The organism is Leisingera sp. NJS204 (assembly GCF_004123675.1).
Classification (GTDB): Bacteria; Pseudomonadota; Alphaproteobacteria; order Rhodobacterales; family Rhodobacteraceae; genus Leisingera.
Genome location: NZ_CP035417.1, coordinates 1792349 through 1810005, shown reverse-complemented (window position 1 = coordinate 1810005; position 17657 = coordinate 1792349). Strand labels below are relative to the sequence as shown.

General features: G+C 61.0%; 14 protein-coding genes and 1 pseudogene. 6 read left to right on the top strand and 9 right to left on the bottom strand.

The window, feature by feature from the left end:
* Positions 1-9: 9 nt before the first annotated feature.
* The 8 genes from bamA to pyrH all read right to left on the bottom strand — a co-directional run bounded on the left by bamA (position 10) and on the right by pyrH (position 8476).
* Complete coding sequence (gene bamA, locus ETW24_RS08910) at positions 10-2418, bottom strand: outer membrane protein assembly factor BamA (RefSeq protein ID WP_129370707.1); 2409 nt, start codon at positions 2416-2418, stop codon at positions 10-12.
* Between the two features lie 126 nt (positions 2419-2544).
* Positions 2545-2670, bottom strand: coding sequence for a hypothetical protein (locus tag ETW24_RS25095; RefSeq protein WP_275423037.1), 126 nt, complete (start codon positions 2668-2670; stop codon positions 2545-2547).
* A gap of 143 nt (positions 2671-2813) precedes the next feature.
* Positions 2814-4163, bottom strand: coding sequence for an RIP metalloprotease RseP (gene rseP / locus ETW24_RS08905; protein ID WP_129370705.1), 1350 nt, complete (start codon positions 4161-4163; stop codon positions 2814-2816).
* A 4-nt stretch (positions 4164-4167) separates the two neighbouring features.
* A complete protein-coding gene (gene dxr / locus ETW24_RS08900) occupies positions 4168-5340 on the bottom strand; it encodes a 1-deoxy-D-xylulose-5-phosphate reductoisomerase (protein WP_129370703.1) in 1173 nt (390 codons plus the stop codon).
* Positions 5341-5356: 16 nt separating this feature from the next.
* On the bottom strand, positions 5357-6133 hold the full coding sequence (locus tag ETW24_RS08895) for a phosphatidate cytidylyltransferase (RefSeq protein ID WP_129370701.1): 777 nt from the start codon (positions 6131-6133) through the stop codon (positions 5357-5359).
* Positions 6130-6888, bottom strand: a complete 759-nt coding sequence (locus tag ETW24_RS08890) for an isoprenyl transferase (RefSeq protein WP_129370700.1) — start codon at positions 6886-6888, stop codon at positions 6130-6132. Before ETW24_RS08890 ends, ETW24_RS08895 begins: the two co-directional genes overlap by 4 nt.
* A gap of 8 nt (positions 6889-6896) precedes the next feature.
* Positions 6897-7460, bottom strand: coding sequence for a ribosome recycling factor (gene frr / locus ETW24_RS08885; RefSeq protein WP_129370698.1), 564 nt, complete (start codon positions 7458-7460; stop codon positions 6897-6899).
* Between the two features lie 266 nt (positions 7461-7726).
* Entirely contained in the window at positions 7727-8476 is a 750-nt protein-coding gene (gene pyrH / locus ETW24_RS08880; protein ID WP_129370696.1) for a UMP kinase, read from the bottom strand.
* Positions 8477-8605: 129 nt separating this feature from the next.
* On the opposite strand from pyrH, the gene miaA reads away from it, so the two are divergent.
* The 6 genes from miaA to ETW24_RS08850 all read left to right on the top strand — a co-directional run bounded on the left by miaA (position 8606) and on the right by ETW24_RS08850 (position 17013).
* Entirely contained in the window at positions 8606-9466 is an 861-nt protein-coding gene (gene miaA / locus ETW24_RS08875; protein WP_129370695.1) for a tRNA (adenosine(37)-N6)-dimethylallyltransferase MiaA, read from the top strand.
* A gap of 137 nt (positions 9467-9603) precedes the next feature.
* Entirely contained in the window at positions 9604-10416 is an 813-nt protein-coding gene (locus ETW24_RS08870; protein WP_129370694.1) for a helix-turn-helix transcriptional regulator, read from the top strand.
* Between the two features lie 300 nt (positions 10417-10716).
* Positions 10717-12381, top strand: a complete 1665-nt coding sequence (locus ETW24_RS08865) for an ABC transporter substrate-binding protein (RefSeq protein ID WP_129370692.1) — start codon at positions 10717-10719, stop codon at positions 12379-12381.
* A gap of 122 nt (positions 12382-12503) precedes the next feature.
* Positions 12504-13556 (top strand): ABC transporter permease, encoded by a 1053-nt coding sequence (locus ETW24_RS08860; RefSeq protein ID WP_129370690.1) that lies wholly within the window; start codon positions 12504-12506, stop codon positions 13554-13556.
* A 15-nt stretch (positions 13557-13571) separates the two neighbouring features.
* Positions 13572-14786: an ABC transporter permease gene (locus ETW24_RS08855; RefSeq protein ID WP_129370688.1), complete on the top strand. Its 1215-nt coding sequence runs from the start codon at positions 13572-13574 to the stop codon at positions 14784-14786.
* A 136-nt stretch (positions 14787-14922) separates the two neighbouring features.
* Positions 14923-17013 carry a dipeptide ABC transporter ATP-binding protein gene (locus ETW24_RS08850; protein ID WP_129370687.1) on the top strand — a complete coding sequence of 697 codons (2091 nt, stop codon included), beginning with the start codon at positions 14923-14925 and terminating at the stop codon, positions 17011-17013.
* 243 nt (positions 17014-17256) lie between these two features.
* Here the strand turns inward: ETW24_RS08850 and ETW24_RS08845 are convergent.
* Positions 17257-17502, bottom strand: a pseudogene (locus ETW24_RS08845) (IS3 family transposase); the annotation flags it as partial.
* Positions 17503-17657 lie beyond the last annotated feature (155 nt).

The following is a 17657-nucleotide window of genomic DNA, read 5'->3' as shown; positions in this document are numbered from 1 at the left end:
CGCACCAGATCAGAACCGCGCCTGCAAGGTCAGGTCGAAACTCTGCTCCTGGTCAAAGTCCTCTTTCTGGAGGGCTTTCGAGAAGTTGAAGCGCAGCGGGCCGATCCCGGTGGTCCACAGCAGAGAGACGCCAACGACGTGGCGGAACGATCTGCTGGACCCCACGACACCGTTGCCGCTGGTGCCAGAAGTATCAACGTTCTGCGTTCCCCAAAGGCTGCCAACATCATAGAACAGGGCGCCGCGCATCCCCAATTCTTCCGGCAGACCCAGTGGGAATTCCGCATCAAAGCGGGCCACCGCATAATAGTTGCCGCCTAGGAAGTCATTGTAGCTGCCGTTGCCTGGTGCGCCGTCGGATTGATCCCGCGGGCCGATACCGCCGGGCTCAAAGCCGCGCATAACCGACGGCGTCAGAACAAAACGGTCAATCGAACGGCTGGAACCGCTGCCTTCCCATTGGAACGAACCAGCCTCGATGGTCGCACGGATTGTGACTTCCTCGTTCAGGATCCGCTTCTGCCCAACCACCTTGGTTGTCGTTTTTATGTATTCGGAATCACCGCCCAAGCCCGCATAATCAGCACCGATTTCAACCAAGAAGCCGGCATTCGGATCAAGACCAGTCAAACGGCTGTCATAGCGGTAGGTGAATCCGATGGCACTGGCCGAACGTTCGCCTTGCTTGATTTCGTTCTGGATAACCGGACTCGCCAGGAAGGTAGCCGGATCGTCTTCCTCGTTTTCGGTGAACAGCATCTCGTCCGAATCCCACGTGTAGCGGACCTGCAGCGAGGTATCTTCGCCTGTGTTGAAGGTCAGTGCAGGCTGGAAGAAGATCCGTTTGGTGCGGTATTCCGAGAAACTGGAGTCGGTTTCATTCAGACCCAGGTCCAGATCAAACCGCAAATCCCGGCCCAAAAGGTAAGGTTCGGTAAAGCCCAGCACATAGGAATCCGATTCCGTCGCCGTGGCGACATTGAAAGACAGCCGCTGGCCACGGCCCAGGAAGTTGTTCTCGGACAGGCCGACGCTGACCCCGAAACCATCCGTGACCGAGTATGCACCGCCAAGGTTCAAGGACCCGGTCGGCTGTTCCTCGACGTCGACGTCGATGATCACCTGATCGGACGAGCTGCCCTCGCGGGTTTCAACATCCGCGTTGGCAAAATAACCAAGCGCCCGGATACGCTCTGCACTGTTGCGGATGGACCGCGGATTGAAGGGATCGCCTTCCACCGAGCGGAATTGCTGGCGGATCACCCGGTCCAGCGTGGTGGTATTGCCTTCGATATCGATGCGTTCGACAAACACCCGCGGGCCGCGGCGCAATACGAACTCAATATCCAGGGTCAGGTCCCGCTCATTGCGGGTAACCCGCGGTTCGACCCGCAAAAAGTCGATCTCATTGCGGACAGCCAGCCCTTCCATCCGGTCGATTGCATTCTCGACCAATGTCGGGGAATAGACCACGCCGGGCTTGATCTTCAACGTGGAGCGGAACAGGTCGGCATCCGCTTCCGGCATTTCGCTGGTCACCGAAATGTTGCCGAACTTGAATTGCTGGCCTTCGGTTACATCGACCACCAGGAAGACCGCATCGCGTTCGCGGGTGACTTCGGCGTTGGAACTGTTGATCCTGAAATCCACGTAACCGCGCGACAGGTAGAAATCACGCAGTACCTGCTTGTCGAATTCCAGCCGGTCCTCGATCAACGTGTCCGAGTTGATGAAAGCGCGCAGAAATCCAGCCTGCTTGGTCTGCAGGATCCGGCGCAGACGGCGGTCGGAATAGACCCGGTTGCCGGTGAACGAGACGCGCTCCACCTCGATGGTGTCGCCTTCGGAAATCTCGAACACCAGGTCGACCCGGTTGTTGTTGCGGCGGATGATCCGCGGGGTCACGCGCGACGCCAGACGGCCTTGAACGCTGTACGCCTCGGCAATTGCGGCGGCATCGCGCTCGGCCTGCGAGGGGCTGAACACCCGGCGCGGCGCAGATTCGATAATCTGGCCCAGGGAATCATCCTTGAGACGGCGGTTGCCCTCGAAGCTGATCTGATTGATGGTCGGGAATTCGGTGACTTTGATCACCAGCGTATTGCCGCGCGGCACCAATTCCACTGTTTCAAATACGCCACTGTCAAGGATGCGCTGATAGGCGTCGTTCAACTCGCCCGCACTGACAGTCTGCCCCCGTTCGATCCCGGTGTAGGCAACAACAGTGGACGTCTGGATCCGCTGATTGCCCTCGACCTGGACCGTATTGAAACGGAAGCTTTGCGCCTCAGCCGGCAGCGGAGACAATGCATAACCCAGCGCAACCGCCAGAGAAATAGCCGAAACTTTACGGTACAAGATGTTGATGCCCGACTTACGCTCACCACAGGACTTGCCTGCGACTTTCCCCCAAACCATTTTTCAAAACCCGATTATTATAGCAGCTTTGGGATGTGCGTACCGGGTTTGAAAGCGCTTGTCAAAACCAACAAAGCGCAGTCTGGCAGCAACCGGCACGGCGGGCTTGCGCGCCGGTTGCAGGAATCACAATGCGGCGAGCCAGGCGCCTGCGGTCAATGCGCCCAGGACGGCAAATCCCGTCAGCGCACGGTCCCAATTCAGCCGGACCAACAGGCCCAGGCCCTGGTAAGATTGCGAGAGTGTCTGCATCGGTCGTCCCCCAGTTATCGTTCACCAATCCGCAAAGCGCCTATCCGGCACAATCTGCGGGTTGATAAAAAGTTAACGGGAGAATGTGGCAGCACTTGGGCGGCAACATGGCCGCCCGAAGTCATCCTTTCCGTGCCGGCTTCTCAGCAGAACAAATCATTGCCAAGCGCGAACACCATCAGCGACAGCACGATGGCGATACCAAGCGACATCAGCACCCGCACCGCCCGGTCACTGGGCGGACGGCCTGACACCGCCTCGTAGGCGTAGAACATCAGATGGCCGCCATCCAGCGCGGGCACCGGGAACAGGTTCAGCAGGCCCACGGCGGTCGACAGCACCGCAATGAAGCGGATAAAGCTCTCGGCCCCCTGGCTGGCCATCGCGCCCGAAGTTTCGGCAATGCCGATCGGCCCGGACAGGTTGCAGGTGCTGATGGCGCCGGTGATCATATGTTTCAGCCCCGACAACGAGGTCTCCACCACAGCCCAAACCTGATAGGTGCCCGCCGCCAATGAGGCGCCGAAGCCTGCGGATACTGTGGCCGGTTCAAAGGCCAGGCCGCCAATGATGCCGATCCGCCAGCGGGTGGCAAAACCGCCATCCGGCTGCGGCTCATCCGTGCGGCGCGGCGCCAGAGCCATTTCGACCTGCTCGCCGTCCCGCCAGACGTCCAGCACCAGCACTTTGCCGTCCGCGGCCTCGACGTGCGTCTTGAGCTGGTCAAAGGACACAACCGGCGCGCCGTTCATCGCCAGGATCACGTCTTCCGGCTGCAATCCGGCATCCGCGGCTGCACTGCGCGGCACCACACCGCGCACATAGGGAGGGTAAAGATACGGTCCGTTGACGCTGATGTCTCTGCCGTCGCGGCGCACTTGATATTCCAGCGGCTGCTCTTGCGGCAGGGCTTCGCGAAAGGCCTCCCAGGCATCGGGATCGGTATAGCTTGGCACCGCAATGCCACCCGCTGTGATCAGCTCATCCCCCTGCTGCAGGCCGCTCTCGACCCCAGGCAGCGGCGCCAGCGCGCCAATCGTCAGCGGGTCGCGCATGATGCCCTGAGACATCGCAACCGCGGTAAAGATGATCGCCGACATCACAAAGTTGAACACCGGCCCGGCTGCGACAGTTGCGGTCCGGGCCCACAACGGCGCGCCATGCATGGTCCGGCGCAGCGCGGCCGGATCGTCAGCGGCGGCTTGCATTGCCCCGGCATCCTTGCCCGAGGCCGCATCGGCATCACCCAGGAATTTCACATAACCGCCGAACGGCAGCGCGGCGACCTGCCAGCGGGTGCCGTGCTTGTCCACACGGCTCCACAGCACCGGGCCGAACCCCAGCGAGAACACTTCGGCGTGAATCCCCGACCAGCGGCCAACGATGTAGTGGCCGTATTCATGCACGGCCACTATCACCGACAGGGCGATGACAAAGCTGGCAATCGTATAAAGAAAACCGCCAAACTGCGGGACAAAAGCAAGTACGTCCAAAGATCTACCCTATGCGTTCTTCTGCGGCGCGTGCCGCCTGTTGCCGGGCGAGATGGTCAACCCGGGTCACGTTATCAAGTGTCATTGCGGCATCAATGAGGTCACGTTCCGCTGACATGCGCTCCAGCGCGGTCTCGGCGACAGCCGACATATCAGTGAACCGGATGCGGCCTGCGATGAAGTCATCCAGCGCCTGTTCCTTGGCCCCGTTGAAGGCCGCGCCCATCATACCGCCGCGGTCCATCACATCATAGGCCAGGCGCAGCGCCGGGTACCGGGCCGGGTCCGGCGCACGGAAATTCAACTGGCCGATACGGGCCAGATCCAGCCGCTCCACCGGCAGTTCCCGGCGTTCCGGCCAATGCAGCGCGTATCCGATGGCGTGCCGCATGTCCGGCGCGCCCAGATGCGCCATCAGCGCTCCGTCCTTGAAACCAACCAGTGCATGGACCAGCGATTCGGGATGCACCAGCACCTCGATCTGTTCAGGCCGGACACCAAAGTATTCACGAGTTTCAACAACTTCCAGTGCTTTATTGAACATGGATGCGCTGTCGATGGTGATCCGCTGACCCATATCCCAATTGGGGTGCGAGGACGCCTGCGCCAGGCTTGCACTTGGCAGGTCCTCCAGCGGCCAGTCCCGGAATGCACCGCCGGACGCGGTGATAATGATCCGTTCAACCGCTTCAATATCTTCGCCTGCCAGCCCCTGGAACACCGCCGAATGCTCGCTGTCCACCGGCAGCAGCCGGGCGCCGTGCGCCGCTGCGGTCTCCAGCAGCAACCGGCCGGCGCAGACCAGCGATTCCTTGTTGGCCAGCGCCAGGGTGGTGCCGTGTTTCAGCGCCTCCAGCCCCGGAGCCAGACCAGCCGCGCCCACAATGGCCGACATGATCCAATCGGCAGGCCGTGCAGCAGCCTCCACCAGCGCCGCCTGCCCTGCTGCGGCCTCGACGCCGGTGCCTGCCAGCGCCGCGCGCAGATCCGGCAGGCGGTTGTCATAAGCAGTCACAGCAACATCAGCCCGCAGCGCAACAGCGTCTTCGGCCAGCCGCGCGATATTGGCGCCGCCGGTCAGCGCCACCACGTCATAAGCATCCGGCGCGCGGCGGATCAGATCGATGGTGTTCTGGCCAATCGAGCCCGTCGCGCCGAAAATCGAGACTTTCCGCATAGCTTTTCCTGTCTGGTTATCCCCAGAGGGCGGTCACGGCCAGGAACATCGCCGCAGCCCCCAGCATCCCGTCGAACCGGTCGAACAGGCCGCCATGGCCGGGAATCAGCCCGCTGGAATCCTTGACGCCCATCTTCCGCTTCAGTGCGCTCTCGGCCACGTCACCCGCCTGGCTGGCCATCGACAGCAGCACCGACAGCACCACGATGCCATAGCCCAGACCTATCTGCCTGGCAAAAACCGCCCCCACGATAACCGCCGCAAGCCAACCCGCCGCGGTGCCGCTCCAGGTTTTCTTGGGACTGACACGCGGCCAGAACTTTGGCCCGCCGATTGCCTTGCCAGCGAAGTAGCCCGCAATGTCGGTGGCCACCACAATGCCGATCAGCCACAGCATCCAGGCCATTCCCATCTGGCCACGCAGCCAGATAAAGCCGAAACCCGCCAGCAGAACCCACAAGGCAAAGCCGGTGAAATACTGCCGCCGCTCGCTGATCTGGCTGAACCCTGCCGCCACAGGGGCCGCCAAGACCGGCAGCACCCAAAGCACGGGCAGGAACGACGCCAGCAGAACCGCAACGGCAGAGATTGCACCAAGCTGCAGCGCAGTGCCGCTGCGCGCAGGCTGAAGCATCCGCACCAGTTCCCACACCATGCCGCCGCTGCACAGCGCAATCAGCACATCAAACACCAGCCCGCCGGCCCATACGGCATATCCGCCCGCAGCCACCATCACCACAGCAGACAAGGCCCGCGGCAGCAGGTCGGCCCAGCGGCCCTTGGCGGCACTCATGTTTTGACGGCCCCGAACCGGCGGTCGCGGCTGCCATAGCTGTTGCAAAGCCGCGCCAGCTCCTCGCCGGAGAAATCCGGCCACAGCGTGTCGATGAACTCATATTCCGCATAGGCCGATTGCCACAGCAGAAAGTTCGAGATCCGCGCCTCGCCGCTGGTGCGGATCACCAGATCCGGATCCGGCAGCACATGGGTGTCCAGATACCGCGGCAGGGTTTCTTCATCGACTTTAGCGGGATCAAGCCGGCCATCCGCTACATCCTGCGCCAGCCGCTTGGTGGCACGGGCAACCTCGTCACGGCCGCCGTAGTTCAGCGCAATAGTCAGCTGAGTGCCGTCGTTGCCTTCGGTCTTCTGTTCCAGCTTGTCCATCAGATCGATCAGCTTGGCATCCAGCCGAACCCGGTCGCCGATAAAGCGCACCCGGACATCTTTTTCGGCCAAAGCGTTCATTTCCTTGGAAATGTAACGCCGGAACAGGCTCATCAGGCCTGCGACCTCGGTCTGGGTGCGTTTCCAGTTCTCGGTCGAGAAGGCAAAGATAGTCAGGTATTTCACGCCCAGACTTGGGCAGCACTCAACAACTTCACGCACCCGGCGCGCGCCGGCATGGTGGCCGAACAGCCGCGGCCGCCCGCGGGCCTGGGCCCAGCGGCCATTGCCGTCCATGATGATGGCCACATGGCGCGGGCCGGAACGGACCGCCGGAGACTCCCCGGCGGCGCTCAATTGCGGATTTGCATCTCCTGGCATACTGCCGGTCAGACCTGCATGATTTCGGCTTGCTTGGTCTCAAGCGCCTCATCCACAGCTTTGATCATCTTGTCGGTCAGCTCCTGCACTTCGGCTTCCCAGAACTTCTGATCGTCTTCCGACATGCCGTCAGCCTTGGCCTTCTTGATCTGGTCCATGCCGTCGCGGCGCACGTTGCGGATCGAAACCCGGCCATGTTCGGCATACTGCCCGGCCACTTTGGTCAGCTCGCGGCGGCGTTCCTCGTTCAGCTCGGGAATCGGCAGCATGATGATGGTGCCGTTAAGCTGCGGGTTGATCCCCAGCCCGGATTCGCGGATTGCTTTTTCAACTTTGCCGACCAGGCCCTTGTCCCAGACGTTGATTGTGACCATGCGCGGTTCCGGCACGTTCACGGTGCCGACCTGGTTGATCGGCGTCATCGAGCCATAGGCATCCACCATCACCGGCTCCAGCATCGAGCCAGACGCCCGGCCGGTGCGCAAGGACGCGAATTCGGTCCGCAGGTTGGCCATGGCACCGTCCATACGGCGCTTCAGGTCGTCGGTATCCAGTTCAAAATCATCAGACATTCTGCTCTCTCCCCTTATCTGAGGCGGTCTTCCCTTGGCTCATAAGCCATTGGAAGGCTGATGTATAGCGATGTTGGCCAGGATTTGCCGCCGCCGGGACTGCATCCTGCCCCCTTGCCGGTCTCTCCTGTCATCCAGGAAATTTAGCCTGCGTTCCGGTGATTTCACGGAAATGCCCTGCCCCGCCAAGGGATCTGCCCCGGCCGGAAGCAAAAAAAACGCGGGCCGCAATGGGCCCGCGTCTTTCCTCAGTCCCGGATCAGGGCTTAGCCGTGAACCTTGGTATAGGTGCCTTTGCCGGCCAGGATGCCGCGGAAGCCGCCCGGCTCATCCAGCGGGAACACGATCAACGGCAGATTGTTGTCCCGCGCCAGTGCAATGGCCGACGCATCCATCACCTTCAGGCGTTTGGCAAAGACTTCGTCATAGCTGATCTCGTCATAACGGACGGCGTCGGCATGTTCCTTGGGGTCTTTGTCATAGACGCCATCAACCCCGTTCTTGCCCATAAAGATTGCCTCGCAGGCCATTTCATTGGCCCGCAGGGTGGCGGCGGTGTCGGTGGTGAAATACGGGTTGCCGGTGCCTGCCGCAAAGATGCAGACCCGCTTTTTCTCCAGGTGGCGCACGGCGCGGCGGCGGATATAGGGTTCGGCCACCTCATCCATGCGGATTGCCGAAATCACCCGGGTGAAAACCCCTAGCTCTTCCAGCGCCGACTGCATGCCAAGCGCATTCATCACGGTTGCCAGCATCCCCATGTAATCAGCGGTGGTCCGTTCCATCCCCTGAGCCGAGCCGGACAGGCCGCGGAAGATGTTGCCGCCGCCGATCACCATGCAAATCTCGACGCCCATCTCCTGCACCGATTTCACTTCGCGGGCGATGCGCTGCACGGTCGGCGGATGCAGGCCGAACCCCTGATCGCCCATCAGCGCCTCGCCCGAAATTTTCAGCATGACGCGTTTATAGGCGGCGGCCGGATGCAGCTCCGGCTTGTCTTGCGGTTGAGGCATGTTGCGCTCCAGAAGATGTGAGGGTTAGTTTGCGCGCAAAATGAAGCAATTCGCCGCCGGTTTCAATCCGCGCTGCGCGCTTTCCGCACAGTTTTGCGGAACTGGACTTAAGAGACGGATCACGCCTGAATGAACCTGCCCGACATCAACCCGGATCTGCCTGTACTGATTGCCGGCCCCACCGCTTCGGGAAAGTCCGCGCTGGCGCTTGAAATTGCCGCGCGCCAGGGCGGCATCATCGTTAATGCCGATGCCAGCCAGGTCTATGATTGCTGGCGGGTGATCACCGCCCGTCCTTCGGCAGAGGAAGAAGCGCAGGCCCCCCACGCGCTCTACGGGCACATGCCCTATGATGCAGATTATTCCGCCGGCCATTGGCTGCGCGAGGTGCTGGAGCTTCTGAAAGGGCCTGAACGGGTGATCATCACCGGCGGCACCGGGCTTTACTTCACCGCCCTGACAGACGGCATGGCGGACATTCCTGCCACCCCGCCCGAGGTCCGCGCCGAAGGCGACAGCCTGCCCCTTGAGGCGCTGCTGGCAGAGCTGGACCCCGAGACCGCATTCCGCATCGATCTGCAGAACCGGGCCAGGGTGCAGCGCGCCTGGGAAGTGTTGAAGGCCACCGGCCGCCCGCTGGCCGGCTGGCAGGATGACACCCCCGCCCCGGCGCTGCCGCTGTCCGGCTGCACCGCACTGGTGCTGAACTCAGAGAAATCCTGGCTGGAGGCCCGCATCCGCAAACGCTTTGGCCAGATGCTGGATCAGGGCGCCATGGAGGAGATCGAAGCGATGCAGGACCGCTATGACCCTGCCCTGCCCTCCTGCAAGGCGATCGGGGTTCCGGAATTGATGGCCTATGGCCAAGGCCGGATTTCGCTGGCCGAGGCAGAAGAACGCGCGGCCATCGCCACCCGCCGGTTCGCCAAGCGTCAGCGCAGCTGGTTCCGCGCCCGCATGAAAGACTGGCAGCAGGTGGCCCTGGCCTGACCGCCGCCGGGGCAGCCAGCCGGCATAAACCCTAAATATTTAGACGTTTTCGGCGCTGGCCGGCGGAAACTTGCCAGAATCAGCGATTCATGCCCTGTTGCAGCAGATCGTATTTGTTCCTGTGCCTAAGATATCTGATGCCATTTGATCCGACCCTGTCCGGCGACATTCACGCCGCCCCTTTATCCCGGCTTGCCCCAGATGGCGCCTGGCAGACCGGGCTGGCACATACCCGCCGCGAACACCTGCTGATCTGGATCACCCGCGGACAGGGGCGCATTTGCGTCAATGGCGCACAGCGCGGCTTTGGCCCCTACAGCGCCATCTTTCTTCCGGCCGGCACGCTGTGGTCCGCCGAATTCACCCGCCAGTGCCTGGGGCAGGTTCTGTCAGTATCCGGCCCGCTGCCGCTGCCGTTTCCGGAAACGCCGGTCCAGAAGCGGTTCGCCAGCCTTCAGGACCAGGCCAGGCTGACCGCCCTGTTCGAAGCCATCAGCCGCGAGCAGAATGAGCAGAAGCTGCTCTGGCACCGCTCCGTTCAGGCCCATTGCGAATTGGCCGCCATTGCCTTGCACCGGCAACCGGAGCCCGCCGGACGGGCTGCCCGGCAGACCGCAGCGCAGCGCCTGTGCCAGGCCTACTGCCTGCGCATTGCCGAACTGCCCGGCACCCAGACCGCCATGGCCGGTCACGCGGCCGCGCTGAATGTGACGCCAACCCACCTGACGCGGGTGTGCAAGGCCGAGACCGGCAAGACCGCCGCAGCCCTGCTGACCGAGCGCCAGCTGCACACCGCGCGCACGCTGCTGATCAGCTCTGAGCTGCCCATCCGCGACATTGCTGCTCATCTGGGGTTTGGCAGCGCCGCCTACTTCACCCGCTTCATCTCCCAGCACGCCGGTCAAACCCCCAGCGCAGTGCGCAAAGCCGCCCGCAAGAAGTCACAATAGTTTGATCCGCTTGCAGATTCTTGCATGTTTTCCAGTAAGTGCGGATTTCACACCGGTTACTGGGCAGTTTTGAACAGTATTCAGTAGCATACCGTTTCAATTCGGGAAAACGACACCCCGAATGTCGTAATTTTACCTTCAAACGCCGAAACTGTGCATTGACGAAACGGCATATCTCTGCCCGAATACAGCCATGGGGAAACTTTAATCCAAAACGCTAAACAAAAACGCCCGGCACGCCGCCGGGCCAAAATCCGTTTCGCAAGACAAATGACCAAACGGGATAACAGGGAGACCTAAATGACCAACGACACAATCAACGGAGCACCGGTACACTGGGCCGCCAAGATGCACGCCGAAGAAGTGCTGGATGGCAAGCTCGACCGCCGTGAATTCCTGACCCGCGCCACCGCGCTTGGTGTGGCTGCCAGCGCTGCTTACGGCATGATCGGCATGGCCGCACCGGTGCAGGCTGCTGAAGAGAAAAAGCAAGGCGGAACCCTGCGCATCCAAACCGAGGTCCGCCCGCTGAAGGACCCGCGCACCTTCGACTGGTCGCAGATGGCCAACAAGACCCGCGGCAGCATCGAATACCTGGTTGAATACAACAATGACGGCTCTATCACCGGCATGCTGCTGGAAAGCTGGGAAGTCAATGAGGACGCAACCGTTTACACGCTGAACGTCCGCAAAGGCGTCAAGTGGAACAACGGCGACGACTTCACCGCCGAAGACGTGGCCCGCAACATTGCAGGCTGGTGCGACAAGTCGCTGGAAGGCAACTCGATGGCCGGCCGCTTTGCGACCCTGATCGACACAGACGCCGGCCAGGCGATTGAAGGCGGCATCGAAGTGGTCGACAGCCACACCGTGAAGCTGAACCTGCCGAATTCCGACATTTCGCTGATCGCGGGCATGGCGGATTATCCGGCGGCGATTGTTCACGCGTCCTTCCAGACCAATGATTTCCTGACCAACGTCGGCACCGGCCCGTTCCTGCTGACAGAACTGGAAGTGGGCGTGAAGGCGACCCTGGAACGCAACGATAACCACACCTGGTGGGGAGAAGCGATTTACGGCAAACCTGCGTTGGACCGTATCGAATACGTCGATTTCGGCACCGATCCGTCGTCCTGGCTGGCCGCTCTGGAATCCGACGAAGTCGACATGCTCTATGAATCAGTGGGTGAATTCATCGACGTGATGGACGGTCTTGGCTACAAGAAGTCCGAAGTTGTGACCATGTCCTCGATTGTGATCCGCACCAACCAGCTGGCGGAATTCGATGGCAAGAAGCCCTATGCAGACAAACGCGTCCGCAAGGCGATTCAGATGGCTGTCGACAACTCCGTCTGTCTTGAACTCGGCTATGGCGGCCGCGGTGAACCCGCGGAAAACCACCATGTCGGCCCGATCCACCCGGAATACGCCGAACTGCCGCCGCAGAAGGTCGATCCTGAAGGTGCCCGCGCGCTGATGGAAGAAGCCGGCATGATGGATTTCGAACATGAAATCCTGTCGATCGACGACGACTGGCGCCGGAACACTACCGATGCCGTGGCCGCACAGCTGCGCGACGCAGGTTTCAAGGTCAAGCGGACAGTTCTGCCCGGCTCGACCTTCTGGAACGACTGGGTGAAATACCCGTTCTCCTCGACCAACTGGAACCACCGCCCGCTGGGCGTTCAGATCTGGGCACTGGCCTATAAGTCCGGCGAAGCCTGGAACGAATTCGGCTGGGAAAACGCTGAATTCGACGCCCTGCTGGAAGAAGCTCTGTCGATCGCCGACGCCGACAAGCGCCGCGAGATCTCTGCCAAAGGCCAGGCGCTGATCCAGGAAGAAGGCGTTACCATCCAGCCTTACTGGCGTTCGCTCTACCGCCACATGCGCGAAGGCGTTGTCGGCGCGGACATGCACGTGTCCTTCGAACACCACCACTACAAATGGGGCTGGGCGGCGTAAGCCACGCCCTAACAGGCTCCCGGCACCCGCACCGCCCCGGATGGGGCGGTGCTTTCCAGCTCATACGATAAGAGACCCGCACCTGCAGCCGGGTCCGATCCGCCAGACTGACAGGGGACCCCATGGGACTTTTCATTCTCCGACGTTCAGGCGTGATGCTGCTGACGGCCTTGTGCCTGACGTTCATCGTGTTCTTCCTGACGAACCTCTACCCAAACCTTGAGAAACTCGCCAAAACCCAGGGCAACTTCCGGATGTCGGATGAGGCCGTGGCCAGCTGGCTGGATGCCAACGGCTATGGCGGCTCCATGGTCTCAAAATACGGCCAATGGCTGGGTGTCCTGCCCGGCTGGACCCGCGAAACTGAAGACGGCTACAGCGGCCGGTGCATGACAGGCACCGTTTCAGCCGAAGTGGCCGCCGAAGCCTCAACCTTTTGCGGTATTCTGCAGGGCGACTGGGGCTATTCCACCCGTTTTAAAGACGAAGTTTCCTCCATCGTGGCAGTGCGTTTGGGCAATACCGGCCGCCTGATGTTCTGGGTGCTGGTCCTGATGATCCCATCGGCACTGATCATCGGCGTCCTGGCGGGGATGCGCGAAGGATCGGTGACGGACCGAAGCCTTTCGACGGCCTCAATCCTGACGACGGCAACGCCGGAATATGTGTCCGGGGTGATCTTTATCGCTGTCTTCACATCTTCCACCGTCGGCCTGAAATGGTTCAAGGGCACCGCCACCTCGGCGATGGATAATCCGAATTTTGAAAACTTCTTCCTGCCGGTGCTGACCATCGCGCTTTACGGCATGGGCTACATCGCCCGGATGACCCGCGCCTCAATGACCGAGGTGATGACTGCGCAATATATCCGCACCGCCCGCCTTAAGGGTGTGAGTTTTCACAACATCGTTCTGAAACACGCGCTCAGGAATGCGCTGATTGCGCCTTTCACCGTCATCATGCTGCAGTTCCCCTGGTTGCTGAACGGCGTGGTGATTGTCGAAACCCTGTTCAACTACAAGGGCTTCGGCTGGATCCTGGTGGAAGCCGCAGGCAACAACGACATCGAACTGCTGCTGGCCGTCTCTGTGGTCTCAGTTGTCGTGGTTCTTGTGACACAGCTGATCTCGGACATCGGCTATGTGTACCTGAACCCGCGTATCCGGATCTCTTAAGGAAGGCAGCAGAGAATGGAACCTCTTAGCGCAATTGAAATTGCAGGGCGTATTATCTACCAGCTGTCTCCGGTTTGGATTTCCCTGGTGATCCTCTACGCTTTCTCGATCGGCTTCAAACGGCGGCTTGGCCTGTACGGCAAGCTGTTTGACAGCCCCATCGGCATGATCGGCTTCGGCCTGGTGATGTTCTGGGTGTTCACCGGTGTCTACGGCGCCATGGACATGATCATCACCCATGACCCGCTAAGCCAGCTTTCGGGCATGAAGAACAAGGTGCCTGGCACCCCGCTTCGCAACCCCGAAGAAGGCCAGTATGAATGGTATCTGCTGGGCGGCGACAACCTGGCCCGCGACGTCTTCAGCCGTCTGGTCAAGGGCGCCTGGGAAGTCATCAAGATTGCCCCGATGGCCGCGGTCTTTGCCTTTATGGTGGGGATCACCCTGGGCCTGCCCGCGGGCTATTACGGCGGCCGCCTGGACACGATCCTGTCGTTTGCAGCCAACCTGATCCTGGCCTTCCCGGTGATCCTGCTGTTCTACCTGCTGGTGACCCCGGAAATCGTCGCCACCGGTGTTCCGAACTATATGGCTATCGTGCTGTTTGTGTTCCCGATCATCTTTGTCGGGGTGCTGCTGAACTCACGCTACTACACCCGGCCCAAGCTGCGTAACTGGCTGCTGCCGGTTGTGCTTGGGACCATCATCTGGTTCTACCTGCAGCTGGTCTCCAACGGCGGTTACCTGATCAAAACACCGGAATACGCGATCTGGGGCCTGCCCCGGGCGATGGATATGTTCGACATTCCCGGCGGTATCCTGGTGGTGTTTGTCTCGGTGGTCTTTGTCAACTCGCCCACGGTGTACCGTATCGTGCGCGGCCTGACGCTGGACATCAAAACCCGCGACTATGTGGCCGCAGCGCAAACCCGCGGCGAAGGCCCCTGGTACATCATGCTGTGGGAGATCCTGCCCAACGCCCGTGGCCCGCTGATCGTCGATTTCTGCCTGCGCATCGGCTACACCACCATCCTGCTGGGCACCCTGGGCTTCTTCGGCCTTGGCCTGCCGCCGGAAAGCCCGGACTGGGGATCGACCATCAATGACGGGCGCAAGCTGCTGTCGATCTACCTGCACCCGGCGCTGCCGCCTGCCTTTGCCCTGCTGACGCTGGTTCTTGGTCTGAACCTGCTGGCGGACGGGTTACGCGAAGAGAGCCTGAAGGATTGATGCGACAAACCCGGGGGGCCAGCCCCGCCGCCAGCTGGTCTTGAACCAGTGGCGCCACAGCAGGCAGCCCCCCCGGGATACCTGAGGCCAGAAGAAAGGGGTCTTTCCCTTCCAGCCTCAACAGGGAGACAAAAACATGAGCAAAATGGAAGAATACGACGGCCCGATCCTTGAGATTGACAAGCTGTCGATCTCCTTCTTCACCCGCCTGCGCGAAATTCCGGCGGTGATGGACTTTTCCGTAGCCGTGCAACCGGGTGAAGCTGTCGGGCTGGTCGGCGAGTCCGGCTGCGGCAAATCCACTGTGGCGCTGGGGGTTATGCAGGACCTCGGCAAGAACGGCCGCGTTGTCGGCGGCACCATCAAGTTCAAGGGCCGCGACCTGGCCGAGATGAGCGCCGAAGAGCTGCGCGACATCCGCGGCAACGAGATCGCGATGATCTATCAGGAGCCGATGGCCTCGCTCAACCCGGCGATGAAAATCGGCAAACAGCTGATGGAAGTGCCGATGATCCACGAGGGCGTCAGCGAGAAGGAAGCCTACAACCGGGCGATGGAAGTGGTGACCGACGTGCGCCTGCCCGATCCGGAGCGGATGCTGAACTCCTTCCCGCACCAGCTGTCGGGCGGCCAGCAGCAACGCATCGTGATTGCGATGGCGCTGATGTCGAAACCGTCGCTGCTGATCCTGGATGAACCCACTACCGCGCTCGACGTGACGGTTGAGGCTGCGGTGGTTGAGCTGGTGAAGGATCTGGGTAAGAAATACGGCACCTCGATGCTGTTCATCTCACACAACCTCGGCCTGGTGCTTGAAACCTGCGACCGCCTCTGCGTGATGTATTCCGGCGAAGCGGTTGAGCGCGGCTCGATCGCGGATGTGTTCGATGAAATGCAGCACCCCTATACCCAGGCGCTGTTCCGCTCAATCCCGCTGCCGGGTGCCGACAAGAACTCGCGCCCGCTGGTGGCCATTCCCGGCAACTTCCCCCTGCCCCACGAACGGCCCAATGGCTGCAACTTCGGGCCGCGCTGCGACTACTTTGAACAAGGCCGCTGCGATCAGGAAATGATTATCCCGATGTCGCCGGTGCATGGCAACGACCGCCATGAAACCCGCTGTCTGAAGTTCCAGGAAATCGACTGGAACGCCCCGATCACCTTGGCTGAGACGAAGGAAAAAACCGCGCCTGGTAAGGTTGTTCTCAAGATGGAAAACCTCAAGAAATACTATGAGGTCGCAGCCAACGCCCTTTTCGGCGGCGGCGAGAAGAAGGTGGTAAAAGCCAACGAAACACTCAGCTTCGAAGCCCGCGAATCTGAAACATTGGCCATCGTCGGTGAATCCGGCTGCGGCAAGTCCACCTTTGCCAAAGTGCTGATGGGCCTGGAAACCGCCACCGAAGGCCAGATCCTGCTGGATAATCAGAACATCGAACAGATCCCGATCGAGGAGCGCGACACCAGGACCGTCTCGGACGTGCAAATGGTGTTCCAGAACCCCTTCGACACGCTGAACCCGTCAATGTCGGTTGGCCGCCAGATCATACGGGCGCTGGAAATCTTCGGCATCGGCAACTCTGAAGCCGAGCGCAAAAAGCGGATGCTGGAGCTTTTGGACCTGGTAAAGCTGCCCCGCGCCTTTGCCGACCGGATGCCGCGGCAGCTGTCAGGCGGCCAGAAGCAGCGCGTGGGTATCGCCCGCGCCTTTGCTGGCGGTGCACGTATTGTGGTGGCGGACGAACCCGTCTCGGCGTTGGATGTGTCGGTGCAGGCGGCGGTGACAGACCTCTTGATGGAGATCCAGCGCAAGGAGAAAACCACGCTGCTGTTTATCTCTCATGATTTGTCGATCGTGCGCTACCTCAGCGACCGGGTGATGGTGATGTATCTCGGCCATGTGGTGGAACTGGGCGACACCGATCAGGTGTTCTCGCCGCCTTACCACCCCTACACCGAAGCACTGCTGAGCGCGGTTCCGATCGCTGACACCTCGATCGAGAAAGAGCACATCGTGCTGGAGGGCGACATCCCTTCGGCGATGAACCCGCCCCCGGGCTGCCCGTTCCAGACCCGTTGCCGCTGGAAGTCCGAAGTGCCTGGAGGCCTGTGCGATAAGGAAGTGCCGCCTGTGCGCCAGTTGGAAGACGGCCATCAGATCAAGTGCCACCTCAGCGACGAGGTGCTGGAGCGCATGACACCTGTGATCAAAATCGCAGCGGAGTGAAGCCTTCAAGCAAACCACAATATAACGCCGCCTCTGGCTGTCTAAGGCCGCGGCGGCGTTTCTTTTGAGTGCAGTAAACACTTCAGTTCGAAAGATATTCCTGCGTTCCAGGCTGGGGACTAAGGCCGCGGCCAGCCAGTCCTGCCCGGCATGCTGCAGCATATCCCGGATCAATGTCACAGGTTCGCTGATCAGAGCCTGGTAGGATTGTGCCTGCAATGCATCTGACCTGCCACTGAACTTTCATCCAGCCGTGACCCGAGCCCGCTTGGTATTTACGCCGATTGGCGCAGGTTGAGAAATCGCCCGGCGTGCGGAGCTTTCATCTTTCGCAGCAGGGCGGGCGCTTGCGGTGATCAGGATTCGCGCATAGCCAGCCGGAGCCTGATAATCCAAGGCTGAACGGGCGCGTTCGGTGTTGTAGCCGACGGACCAGGCAGCGATCATGATCCGCCCGCGTGCCAAGTTTCGGAACATGGTTTCGTTCAGATGGCGTAATCGGGGCTCAGCTCCCGGACTCGCCGGTAGTCTTCTTGCCGGTAAGCCCATGACCCGGAGAACGGCCATGACTAGAGTATTGTATGTGGGCCTCGACGTCTCACTCGAGATGACCAGCATCTGTGTTGTCGATGCCGAGGGCGGAA